The organism is Natronococcus pandeyae (genome assembly GCF_008122205.1).
GTDB classification, from domain to species: domain Archaea; phylum Halobacteriota; class Halobacteria; order Halobacteriales; family Natrialbaceae; genus Natronococcus; species Natronococcus pandeyae.
In genome coordinates this window covers 1-11,653 of the sequence record NZ_PHNJ01000002.1, presented here as the reverse complement: position 1 = coordinate 11,653, position 11,653 = coordinate 1, and the positions used below count along the sequence as shown (strand labels likewise).

Sequence of the window (11,653 nt, the reverse complement as noted above, 5' to 3'; positions counted from 1 at the left end):
CGTGGAGGATCACGGACTCCGGGCTCGAGTCCCGTCGACGGCATCGTTAAGCTGGTCTGAGAGCGCGCTGCCCGCTCTCTCGGGGCGAGGCGTCCGCTCGAAGGTGAGCTCCGGGTCGCCGGAGCCGGCGGTGTAGACTGTCAGGTCGCCGTAGCCGAGCAGTCGGCCGATCGCGTCCTGTTCTAAGGTCGTGTTCTGGACTCGATCGAGTCGGAACTGGGTGACGTCCCGCGAGACGACGCCGTGTTTCTTGTATAGCTCTGCAGAAGTGATCACGTATCGGGTGTTCCACCAGAAGATGTACCGGAGGAACACGGCGACGGCGCCCGCGACCGCGATGACGATCCCGGCGTACGTGAGGACAGTGGCGCCATCGGTTGCGCTCCAGCCGGCGAGTGCGAACCCGGCGAGGAGGACCAGGAGGGCGACTGGCACCCTGATCCCCATCGTGATCGGGTGAGGCCGGCTCTCCCAGACGATCCGTTCGTCGTCAGAGAGATGGAGCCAGTCCGGTGACGAAGAAGGCATGGCTTTTGTTATTCTGTTCTCCGCCGTAAAGCTATCGCGGCGGGCCCGTTTCGGGAACCGACTCAGTCAGCCGGCTCCGATGCCGCGGTTTCGACCGCTCGTACGTTCATTCCGGTCTCGGTTTCGTACCAGTAGTAGACGCCGAGTCCGAGCGCGGCGACGATATTCGATATCGTCACGCCCCAGAAGACGCCGATGACGCCCATGTTCAGGAGGAACGCCGCGCCGAGTGCGACCGGCAATCTGACGATCCAGTACTGCAACAGGGTCGCGATCAGACTGGTCCGCGTCCGCCGGGCACCGTTGAACCCGGCCTGCAGGAGATACGTCGCCCCGATCGCCCAGTAGCCGTACGCGAGGATTCGGAGGTAGTCGGCGGCGAGCGCAACCTCGGCCTGCGTCGCGTCGGGGACGAACAGCGCCGACAGCGTTTCGGGAATCGCCAACTGGATCGCTCCGACGACGGTGAGACTGACGCTCGCGATACCGACGCCGACCCAGGTCGTCCGTCGCGCCCGTTCCGGGAGTTCCGCCCCGAGGTTCTGACCGACCATGCTCTGTGCGGCCTGCTGGAGTCCTATCGCCGGAATGAACGCGATCGCCGCGACCCGGGCGCCGATCGTGTACGCCGCCAGCCCCGTCGCGCCACCGACGAGGGCGACGAGCCAGACCATTCCGACGCGCGCGGACTGGCTCGAGACGTACTGGCCGGCGGTCGGCCAGCCGATGTCGACGATCTCGCGACAGTCCTCGAGGTTGAACTCACAGACGTCTCGCGAGAGAACGAACTCGTCGCGGCCCCGTACCGCCATTCCGAGGCCGAACAGGAAGCCAAAGCCGTAGCCGATCCCCGTCGCCAGCGCCGCACCGACGACGCCGAGTTCGGGGAACAGCCACCAGCCGAAGATCAGGAACGGGTCGAGGACGATGTTGACGGCGACGGCCACGGTGTTGATGTAGAGTGCTGCGCGCGTGTCACCCCAGCCGATGAACCCCTTCTCGAGACCTTCGCTCGCGCTCAGGACGGGGAACACGAGTGCGGCGACCGCGAGGTACGCGGCGGCGTACTGGGTGACGAGTTCGCCGGCGCCGAAGACGCCGACGATGTCGGCCGCGAAGTACGCGACCGCGAGTCCGGCGACCGCGCCGGCGAGGAAGCCGACGACGATTCCGTTCGCCGCAGCGCGGCGGGCGCTCGTCTCCTCGTCTGCCCCGACGCGCTGTGAGACGAGTACCTGGGTCCCGACGCCGGCACCGATCGAGACCGCCGCCAGCAGTCCCATGAGCGGGAACGTCAACCCGACCGCGGCGACGGCCTCGAGGCTGTGGCGTCCGAGCCAGAGCGTGTCGACGACCTGCTGGAGCACCTGCACGAGGTTCTGGACGAGCAGCGGTGCGGCCAGAAGCGCGAGCGCCTTCGGTATGGACCCCGTCGTGATCTCCTCGCGGTCGAGGTCGAACATCTCGTACCCATGATTATTGATCAGTAAAATAAATATTACTATTGGCTGGAACGTACGTCCGACGAACGGGGTGGTTGATCACAACTATTTTTCCCTCCGGACTACCACGTTCGTAGTATGAGCAGCGCTCGAAAGCCCGACTGGCTCAAGATGCGACCCCCGTCGGGTCGGGAGTTCACTGACATCCGGGAGACCCTCCGCGAGCGGAACCTCCACACCGTCTGTGAGGAGGCCAACTGTCCGAATCTCGGAGAGTGCTGGTCGGGTGGCGCCGGAACGGGCGACAGTGAAGGCGGGACGGCCACGTTCATGCTGATGGGCGATCGCTGCTCTCGAGCCTGTAACTTCTGTGACGTCCAGACCGGCGGGATGGAACCACTCGATCCCGACGAACCCGCAAACGTCGCCGAGGCCGTCGCCGAGATCGGACTGGACTACGTCGTCCTCACGAGCGTCGACCGGGACGACCTGCCCGACCAGGGCGCAGGCCACTTCGCGGAGACCATCCGCGAGATCAAAGACCGCCATCCCGGTATCCTCGTCGAGGTTCTGATCCCGGACTTCCAGGGGGAGGAGCGTCTCGTGCGCAAGATCATCGACGCGGATCCGGACGTCATCGCGCACAACGTCGAGACCGTCGAACGGCTCCAGTTCCCCGTCCGAGACCGCCGCGCAGGCTACGAACAGAGTCTGTCGGTGCTGGAACAGGTCGAGCGCGAGTCCGATATCTACACGAAGACCTCGATCATGCTCGGCCACGGCGAGTACGACCACGAGGTCTACCAGACGCTCGCGGACTGTCGCGAGCGCGGTGTCGACGTCGTCACCCTGGGACAGTACCTCCAGCCCTCGCGGAGCCACCTCGACGTCCGGCGCTACGACCACCCGGACAAGTACGAGACGTGGCGGCAGGTTGCCGAGGAGGAACTCGACTTCCTCTACTGTGCCAGCGGTCCGATGGTGCGCTCGTCGTACAAGGCGGGCGAACTCTTCGTCGACGCCATCCTGCGGGAAGGCAAGAGCGTGGCGGAGGCGCGCCGCGCCGCGCGGTCGGAGTCACAGTCGCCAACCAGGTTGGCCGAGTAACCGGCACGAGTCGCCGAGAGCCCGGAGCGTCGACGGCCCGTGTCCCGCCACTCGTCGCTCACCGTTCGTTCCCGACTGCCGCTCGTCGTCGTTCTCGACCCAAATACGCTCACAGCCGCCGGTTTCGCATTCGGCTGGAGACCGACCGCTCGTCCAGTATTCCGATGATTTATTTACAAATATTGCGCGAACTGGCTCAACGCCCCTCCGCTTTCGGACGATCGAACGGTTCGAAGCCAGTTCGTCGAACACTCTCGGAATGTCGGGCAAGAATCTCTTTGATAGTAAACTATTTACGAAAATCCTTTAACGCGAGCGATAATTCGTTAGGGTATGTACAGGTGGGTTTACCCGTGAGCACGATACAACGAGACCCCGACGAGCGAGTACAGATTCTCGACGACGCTGGACGCGTCCTCGAGGGCGCCGAGGTCCCGGAGCTCTCCGAGGACGAACTCGTCGAGATGTACGAGCAGATGCGACTCGTTCGCCACTTCGACGAACGTGCGGTGAGCCTGCAGCGACAGGGTCGGATGGGCACGTATCCGCCGCTATCCGGCCAGGAGGGTGCCCAGATCGGCAGCGCACACGCGCTGGACACCGACGACTGGATGTTCCCGAGCTACCGCGAGCACGGCTCCGCGCTCGTTCGCGGGATGTCGCTCAAGCGCACCCTGCTGTACTGGATGGGCCACGAACGAGGCAACCAGATTCCAGAGGACGCCAACATCTTCACCGTGGCCGTCCCGATCGCCACCCAGATCCCACACGCGACGGGCGCGGCGTGGGCCTCCCGCCTGCAGGGCGAGGAGAAGGCGTTCCTCTGTTACTTCGGCGACGGCGCGACGAGCGAGGGTGACTTCCACGAGGGACTGAACTTCGCCGGCGTCTTCGACACCCCGAACGTCTTCTTCTGTAACAACAACCAGTGGGCGATCTCGGTTCCGCGGGAGCGCCAGACCGCGAGCGACACGTTAGCCCAGAAGGCCGAGGCCTACGGCTTCGAGGGCGTCCAGGTCGACGGAATGGACCCGCTCGCGGTCTACAAGGTCACCCGTGACGCCGTCGAGAAGGCCAAGAACCCGGGCGAAGGCGAACTTCGACCGACGCTCATCGAGGCGGTTCAGTACCGCTTCGGTGCGCACACGACGGCGGACGACCCCTCGGTGTACCGCGACGACGACGAGGTCGAACGCTGGAAGCAGAAGGATCCGATTCCACGGATGGAGACGTTCCTGCGTAACAACGGCATCCTCGACGACGAGCGCGTCGACACGATCGAAAACCGGATCACCGAGGACGTGGCCGACGCCATCGACGCTGCGGAGGCGGTCGAGCGTCCCGATCCGGAAGAGATCTTTGCACACGTCTACGAAGGGATGCCCAGACGGTTACAGGAACAACTCGAGTGGTTCGAATCGATTCGCGAGCGACACGGTGACGACGCGCTACTGGAGGGCTAACATATGGCTGCAGAATCAGAGAATCTCACCCTGGTACAGGCGGTTCGGGACGGGTTGCACAGCGAGATGGAACGCAACGACGACGTCGTCGTCATGGGCGAGGACGTCGGCAAGAACGGCGGCGTCTTCCGCGCCACAGAGGGGCTGTACGACGAGTTCGGCGAGAACCGAGTCATCGACACGCCGCTGGCCGAGTCGGGAATCGTCGGAACGGCGATCGGGATGGCTGCCTACGGGATGCGACCCGTGCCGGAGATCCAGTTCCTCGGCTTCATCTACCCCGGCTTCGACCAGATCGTTTCCCACGCCGCGCGCTTGCGGACGCGCTCGCGCGGTCGATACACGTGTCCGATGGTCCTTCGCGCACCCTACGGCGGCGGGATCCGCGCCCCCGAACACCACTCCGAGTCCTCGGAGGCGATGTTCGTCCACCAGCCCGGACTCAAGGTCGTCATTCCCTCGACGCCATACGACACGAAGGGGCTGCTGACCAGCGCGATCCGCTCGCCGGATCCGGTGATCTTCCTCGAGCCGAAACTCATCTACCGTGCGTTCCGCGAGGAAGTCCCCGACGAACCCTACGAGGTCCCGATCGGCGAGGCTGCCGTCCGCCGGGAGGGGTCGGATATCTCCGTCTTCACCTGGGGGGCGATGAGCCGACCGACGCTCGAGGCCGCGGAGAACCTCGAGGGCGAGGTCGACGTCGAGGTCGTCGACCTCCGGACGCTGTCGCCGCTCGACGAGGAGACCATCATCGAGTCGTTCAAGAAGACCGGCCGCGCGGCGGTCGTCCACGAGGCGCCCAAGACGGGCGGTCTGGGCGCCGAAATCGCCGCGACGATCCAGGAGGAGGCGCTGCTCTACCAGGAGGCACCGGTCGAGCGCATCACGGGATTCGACACGCCGTTCCCGCTGTACGCGCTCGAGGACTACTACCTGCCCGAACCGGCCCGCATCGAGGACGGTATCCGGGACGCGATGGGGTTCTAACATGGTACGCGAGTTCAAACTTCCCGACGTCGGCGAAGGGGTAGCCGAGGGCGAACTGGTCTCGTGGCTGGTCGAGGAAGGCGACGAGGTCAGCGAGGACCAGCCGGTTGCAGAGGTCGAGACCGACAAGGCCCTCGTCGAGGTGCCCGCGCCGGTCAACGGCACGGTTCGCGAGCGTCGCTACGAGGAGGGCGATATCGTCCCCGTCGGCGACGTGTTCGTGGTCTTCGACGTCGAGGGCGAAGCCGAGGCCGAGACCGAGGAGGAACCAACCCCCTCGGAGGAAGAGCAGGCGAGCGAACCGCCGGGCGTCGACTCACCCGACGAAGCCGGAGAGGGCGCGGACAGCGAACCCGCCGGCGACGCCGGTGCGACCGGCGGCGAAACCGCCGAAGCCGCGCCGCCGGAGGATCGCGTCTTCGCACCGCCGCGCGTTCGACGGATGGCCCGTGAAGAAGGGATCGACCTCTCGAGACTCGAGGGCAGCGGCCCCGGCGGTCGCATCACCACGGCGGACGTGCAGGCTGCGGCGAGCGGTTCGGAGCCGTCGCAGGCGACCGACTCCGCGGCGACGACCGCCGAACCCGAATCCGACGCGGAAACGGACTCGAGTTCCACCGAGGCCGCGGGCGAAACGGCAGTCGAGACGAGCCAGTCGACGTCCGCGCCGGCCCAGGTCGAGTCGGCCGACCGCGACCGAACGCTGGCGGCACCCGCGACTCGGCGAATCGCGGAAGAGGAGGGCGTCGACATCGACGCCGTCCCCGCAACCGAGGAGCGCGACGGCGAGGCGTTCGTCACGCCCGAAGCCGTCAAAGAGTACGCCGAGGCCCAGCGGCAGGCCCAGGAGGCCGATCGCGAGGCGATCGAGGCCGGCGAACCGGTCGGCGAGGCCGAGAAAGGGACCGAGTTCGCGCCCGGCGAACGCGAACGCCGGGAGCCGTTCAAGGGCGTCCGGAAGACCATCGCCGACGCGATGGTCGAGTCGAAGTACAGCGCGCCACACGTCACTCACCACGACGAGGTCGACGTGACCGAACTCGTCGAGGCGCGGGAACGACTCAAACCGCGCGCCGAGGAACAGGGGATCCGACTCACGTACATGCCGTTCATCATGAAGGCGGTGACGGCGGCACTGAAGGAGTTCCCGGAGATGAACGCGGTGATCGACGAGGAGAACGAGGAAGTCGTCTACCGCGACTACTACAACGTGGGCGTCGCCACGGCGACCGACGTCGGACTGATGGTTCCGGTCGTCGACGACGCCGACGGGAAGGGACTCCTCCAGCTTTCCTCGGAGATGAACGAACTCGTCCAGAAGGCCCGGGAACGGTCGATCAGTCCCGGCGAACTCCAGGGCTCGACGTTCACGATCACCAACATCGGCGGGATCGGCGGGGAGTACGCGACGCCGATCATCAACTACCCCGAGGCGGGGATCCTCGCGATCGGCGAGATCAAGCGCAAGCCCCGCGTCGTCACCGACGAGGACGGCACCGAGTCGATCGAACCGCGCTCGGTGATGACGCTGTCCCTGTCGTTCGACCACCGGCTGATCGACGGCGCGATCGGTGCACAGTTCACCAACACGGTTATGGAATACCTCGAGAACCCCGAACTACTACTGCTCGAATGATGAAGCTTAGTACACTACCGAACGAGGAAGCGAACTAATGGTCGTCGGAGATGTCACCACCGGAACGGACGTGCTGATCATCGGCGCCGGACCCGCGGGCTACGTGGCCGCGATCCGGGCCGGTCAGCTCGATCTGGACGTAACGCTCGTCGAAAAGGACGCCTACGGCGGGACCTGCCTGAACGACGGCTGCATCCCGTCGAAGGCACTGATCACCGCGACAGACGTTGCACACGAGGCGGGCAACGCCGAGGAGATGGGGATTCACGCCGACCCCGCGGTCGACCTCGCCAAGATGATGGACTGGAAGGACGACGTGGTCGGCCAGCTCACGGGCGGCGTCGAGAAGCTCTGCAAGGCCAACGGCGTCAACCTGCTCGAGGGGACTGCAACCTTCGCCGACGAGAACACCGTCCGGGTCTCGCACAGCGGCGAAGGCCAGGGATCGGAGACCCTCGAGTTCGAACACGCCATCGTCGCGACCGGCTCACGGCCGATCCAGATCCCTGGATTCGACTACAGCGACGAACCGGTGCTCGACTCGACGCAAGCACTGGCGCTCGACTCCGTGCCCGACTCGATGGTTATCGTCGGTGCCGGCTACATCGGGATGGAACTGGCCGGCGTCTACGCCAAACTCGGCACCGACGTGACGGTCATCGAGATGCTCGACAGCATCCTGCCGGGCTACGACGACGATCTCAAACGACCGGTCAAGCAGCGCGCGAACGACCTCGGAATCGATTTCCACTTCGGCTACGCGGCCTCGGAGTGGTCCGAGACGGGCGACGGCATCCAGGTCGTCGCAGAGCCGGCCGAGCAGGCTGCAGCCGATGGGGGTCAAGCCGAGGCCGTCGAGGACGAGGCGCTCGAACTCGACGCCGAGAAGGTGCTCGTCGCCGTCGGCCGCGAACCGGTCTCGGACACGCTCGACCTCGAGGAGGCCGGCGTCGAGACCGACGACCGCGGCTTCATCCAGACCGATTCGCGCACGCGGTCGAACGTCGAGCACATCCTCGCCGTCGGGGACGTGGCCGGTGAACCGATGCTCGCCCACAAGGGAAGCACGGAGGGCCAGGTCGCGGCCGAAGTGATCGCCGGCGAACCGTCGGCGGTCGACTACCAGGCGATGCCAGCCGCGGTCTTTACCGAACCCGAAATCGGCACCGTGGGGATGTCCGAAGCCGAGGCCGAGGAGGCCGGCTTCGAGACCGCCGTCGGCAAGTTCCCGTTCCGAGCGAGCGGCCGGGCGCTAACCACCGGCGAATCGGACGGGTTCGTCAAGATCGTCGCCGACGACGAGCAGGGCTACGTGCTCGGCGCACAGATCGTCGGTCCGGAAGCGTCCGAACTCGTCGCCGAACTCGGCCTCGCGATCGAACTCGGCGCGACGCTCGAGGACGTCGCATCGACGGTCCACACGCATCCGACGCTCTCGGAGGCCGTGATGGAAGCCGCCGAGAACGCGCTCGGCCACGCGATTCACACGCTGAACCGTTGACTCGGTACCTGCTGCCGAATCGCCGCCTTCCTTTTTGAGTAAACTGGCCCGAAACGACCAGGAATTAATCATGTGTTTCCCGACAGCTGGGAACCGACTTAACAACCCTTCATTAGTCGGTTCCAACGGACGCATGTGACCATGACCTCCAACACGCCCTCCGGTATTCGACGCCGAACCGTCCTCTCGATCGCTGGCACGGGCGCGCTCGGCGCACTGGCTGGCTGTATGTCCGCGCTTTCGGGCGACGATGGCGCTGTCGAGAGCGACGACAGCGACGACAGCAACGATGGAGAAGAGGCCGATGACGGACCGCTAACCGATTATCCCTACACCGCACCACCCCAGATCGTCGACGTCGCGGAGCAGGGGTACGAGTCGACGCTGCGAACCGTCGCATCTCGTCACGAACTCGTCACCGAGGCGGCGTCCGGTGGTCCCGTCGAACTCCCCGAGGTGTGGGCCTGGCAGGCGGACGACCTCGAGCCATCGGTTCCCGGCCCGATCTACCGCATGACGGAAGGCGACACGTTCGAACTCACCTACGACAACAGCGAGCACGACCGGCCTCACACCGTCCACGTCCACGCGGTCGGTAAGACGTGGGCTGACGACGGTGCGCCCGTCACGAACCGGGAACACGTCGGGGCCGGCGAGAGCCACACCTACACGCTTCACGGCGACGTGCCGGGAACGCACGTCTACCACTGCCACTACCAGACCCACAATCACCTCGACATGGGAATGTACGGCATTCTCCGGGTAGATCCGGAGGACTACGAGGCACCCGACCGGGAGTACTTCCTGACGCTGCGGGACTGGGACACTCGGCTTCACGACCGCGAGGCTGGCGCCGATTCCGACTACAGCCCGTCCCAACGGTCCTCGAACGCCTACACGATCAACGGCCGGAGCGCACCGACGACGTTCCACCCCGAACAGGGTTCGCCGCTGATCGTCTCCGAGGGCGAGACGGTCCATCTGAACATCGCGAACAACGGCTACGAATCGCACCCCTTCCACACGCACGGTCACCGGTTCACCGTCGTCGAGAAGGACGGGTCGCCGATTCCCGAGTCGGCCCAGCACGAGGAAGACGTAATCAACATTGCCCCCGCCGAACGGTACACCCTGGAGTTCGAGGCCGATGCCGATCCCGGCATCTATCCGGCACACTGTCACAAGGTACACCACGTTACGACCGAAGACGCCTACCCGGGTGGCATGGCAACTGCGATCGTCTACGAGGAAGCGATGGAGACCGAGGAGTTCGACGAAATCATGGACGACGCAGGATACGACGGCTAACCGGTTTCGGTCGTCGTCTTACTGGACGTACAGCGAGTAGGCGATCACGAGAAAGCCCGCGAGTACCAGCAGACTCTCGAGGAGAACGCCCGTCGCGAGCGAGACTCCGAGGATTTCGTGGAGGACGCCAGCCAGGACGAACCCGAGCGTAACGATCCCGAAGCCCGCGGTCAGGTAGCCAAGTGCCGGCTGCCGCGTTCGTCGATAGGCCTTGAACGCGAAGTACGTAATTACGCTTCCGACGACGAGAACGAGCGTCTTGACGATTGCCAGTGCGAGCGCGATTTCCATTCCAGTCAGTGGTAGGGTCATGTCTCCTTTCGCACCTCGGACCACAGTTCGGCGAGTCGTTCGTCCGCTGTCCGCGCCGGGCGCTCGATCTGAACCGTCAGGTTCCGGTCGTCATCGAGCGCGAGCGTGATCTCGTCGAACGCGATCGAGTACTTGCTCGCGTGATGGCCGTCCCGGCGGATCTCGGTCGACTCCTCGAGTAACGTCGAGTCAGTCAGTATCTCGAGCTTCCGATACAGCGTCGATTGGGGGATCTCACACCGAGCGTTGAGCTCCGACGCCGTCATTGGCTCGTCGAGGTTCCGAATAATCTCCCGACAGTCAGGGTCATCGAGCGCAGAACAGATCACTTCCGGTGACGGTGATGATTCCGAAGTGATCGGGTCCCGGACCATTCGTCTTGTTATTCTAACGCAGGTGGTTTATCGGCATCGATACACACGCGTGATCCGGCTACGTGTGGTGCTCTCGTCGACCCGACTCGATCGGCTCTCGAGTACGCGACTCGAAGCCTTCTTGCGCGTGCGCGCTCGTAGTGCGAACGCGCGGGTATCATTCGGTCCGACCGTACCTGCGAGGGAGGAATGAGCGGCCGACCTCCGCCCGCGCGATATTCTCGAATCGACGAGCGAGTGCTCGAGCAACGGGTGTGATTTATATATGTCACGGCAGTGATTGTCCAGTGGAAAACCGTGCCATGGTATCGGGGTTCGACCTCTCTCGAGTTCGACGGCCTTATATGTGTACCCGGCATTCGATACTAATGCGAACGACGTGGTACACGCCGCGTCCCCTCCGGCCGTTTCCCGGCACGGAGGTAGGTACTATATCCGTACCCTGGTCGTCGGTTCGATCCGACGACTTTATCCGTACGAGGGCACTCGAACTTGGATGTGCTCGTGGCCGGCTTCGCCGGTCACGACGATCCGACGCCCTTATACGTGACTGGGCACTCAGATTGGATTGCAAACGACCTCGCCGGATGCGGTTTTCGGTGCAGGTGCGATCCGTTGCCCTTAAGTGTATACGGGGGTTCGGATGTAATGCAACACGTGATCGACGGAGCGTTCAACTCGTTCCGTCATCTCGGACTGACGACGCTCCGAAGGGGTTAAGTACTCCTCGGCGCTTACGAATACGTCCGAAGGAAATGAGGATCCTACCCCTGCGGTCCGCCGTACAGATGGGATCTGATGTTAGCCTTGGTAGTTCGGTGACGCCCGATCGGTCCGCGATCGTGGTCGATCCGAACGTGGACCATAGCAAGTGAGTGTGTATCTACTACATACTCCGCCAAACCCCCCGGCTTCGCCGGGGATAGAGCACTCCGGTTGATCCTGCCGGAGGCCATTGCTATTGGAGTCCGATTTAGCCATGCTAGTTGCAC

At 64.5% G+C, this 11,653-nt stretch carries 10 protein-coding genes; 6 read left to right on the top strand and 4 right to left on the bottom strand.

Translation table 11 applies throughout. From position 1 onward, the window contains the following. Window positions 1-9: 9 nt before the first annotated feature. Both CV102_RS03750 and CV102_RS03745 read right to left on the bottom strand, forming a co-directional pair. Entirely contained in the window at window positions 10-528 is a 519-nt protein-coding gene (locus tag CV102_RS03750) for a PH domain-containing protein (protein ID WP_148856561.1), read from the bottom strand. Window positions 529-590: 62 nt separating this feature from the next. Beyond that, window positions 591-1,991, bottom strand: a complete 1,401-nt coding sequence (locus CV102_RS03745) for an MATE family efflux transporter (protein WP_148856560.1) — start codon at window positions 1,989-1,991, stop codon at window positions 591-593. Window positions 1,992-2,108: 117 nt separating this feature from the next. On the opposite strand from CV102_RS03745, the gene lipA reads away from it, so the two are divergent. The 6 genes from lipA to CV102_RS03715 all read left to right on the top strand — a co-directional run bounded on the left by lipA (window position 2,109) and on the right by CV102_RS03715 (window position 9,975). After that, entirely contained in the window at window positions 2,109-3,077 is a 969-nt protein-coding gene (gene lipA / locus CV102_RS03740) for a lipoyl synthase (protein ID WP_148856559.1), read from the top strand. A gap of 353 nt (window positions 3,078-3,430) precedes the next feature. Then, the gene (gene pdhA / locus CV102_RS03735; protein WP_148856558.1) at window positions 3,431-4,540 is read left to right on the top strand and encodes a pyruvate dehydrogenase (acetyl-transferring) E1 component subunit alpha; all 1,110 of its coding nucleotides are present in this window, start codon (window positions 3,431-3,433) and stop codon (window positions 4,538-4,540) included. A gap of 3 nt (window positions 4,541-4,543) precedes the next feature. Beyond that, window positions 4,544-5,530: an alpha-ketoacid dehydrogenase subunit beta gene (locus tag CV102_RS03730; protein ID WP_148856557.1), complete on the top strand. Its 987-nt coding sequence runs from the start codon at window positions 4,544-4,546 to the stop codon at window positions 5,528-5,530. Between the two features lies 1 nt (window position 5,531). Next, a complete protein-coding gene (locus tag CV102_RS03725) occupies window positions 5,532-7,166 on the top strand; it encodes a dihydrolipoamide acetyltransferase family protein (RefSeq protein WP_148856556.1) in 1,635 nt (544 codons plus the stop codon). Between the two features lie 37 nt (window positions 7,167-7,203). Continuing rightward, window positions 7,204-8,667, top strand: a complete 1,464-nt coding sequence (lpdA, locus tag CV102_RS03720) for a dihydrolipoyl dehydrogenase (protein WP_148856555.1) — start codon at window positions 7,204-7,206, stop codon at window positions 8,665-8,667. Window positions 8,668-8,808: 141 nt separating this feature from the next. Beyond that, window positions 8,809-9,975 carry a multicopper oxidase domain-containing protein gene (locus CV102_RS03715; RefSeq protein ID WP_187432854.1) on the top strand — a complete coding sequence of 389 codons (1,167 nt, stop codon included), beginning with the start codon at window positions 8,809-8,811 and terminating at the stop codon, window positions 9,973-9,975. A gap of 18 nt (window positions 9,976-9,993) precedes the next feature. On the opposite strand, the gene CV102_RS03710 is transcribed toward CV102_RS03715, so the two are convergent. After that, complete coding sequence (locus CV102_RS03710) at window positions 9,994-10,287, bottom strand: DUF7521 family protein (protein ID WP_148856554.1); 294 nt, start codon at window positions 10,285-10,287, stop codon at window positions 9,994-9,996. Then, window positions 10,284-10,661, bottom strand: coding sequence for a winged helix-turn-helix domain-containing protein (locus tag CV102_RS03705; RefSeq protein WP_148856553.1), 378 nt, complete (start codon window positions 10,659-10,661; stop codon window positions 10,284-10,286). The genes CV102_RS03710 and CV102_RS03705 overlap by 4 nt, the downstream gene beginning before the upstream one ends. Between the last annotated feature and the right edge of the window lie 992 nt (window positions 10,662-11,653).

Bases quoted from the DNA above. Each gene is read 5' to 3' on its own strand.
- CV102_RS03750 (WP_148856561.1), bottom strand. From the start codon at position 528: ATGCCTTCTTCGTCACCGGACTGGCTCCATCTCTCTGACGACGAACGG.
- CV102_RS03745 (WP_148856560.1), bottom strand. From the start codon at position 1,991: ATGTTCGACCTCGACCGCGAGGAGATCACGACGGGGTCCATACCGAAG.
- lipA (WP_148856559.1), top strand. From the start codon at position 2,109: ATGAGCAGCGCTCGAAAGCCCGACTGGCTCAAGATGCGACCCCCGTCG.
- CV102_RS03730 (WP_148856557.1), top strand. From the start codon at position 4,544: ATGGCTGCAGAATCAGAGAATCTCACCCTGGTACAGGCGGTTCGGGAC.
- CV102_RS03725 (WP_148856556.1), top strand. From the start codon at position 5,532: ATGGTACGCGAGTTCAAACTTCCCGACGTCGGCGAAGGGGTAGCCGAG.
- lpdA (WP_148856555.1), top strand. From the start codon at position 7,204: ATGGTCGTCGGAGATGTCACCACCGGAACGGACGTGCTGATCATCGGC.
- CV102_RS03715 (WP_187432854.1), top strand. From the start codon at position 8,809: ATGACCTCCAACACGCCCTCCGGTATTCGACGCCGAACCGTCCTCTCG.
- CV102_RS03710 (WP_148856554.1), bottom strand. From the start codon at position 10,287: ATGACCCTACCACTGACTGGAATGGAAATCGCGCTCGCACTGGCAATC.
- CV102_RS03705 (WP_148856553.1), bottom strand. From the start codon at position 10,661: ATGGTCCGGGACCCGATCACTTCGGAATCATCACCGTCACCGGAAGTG.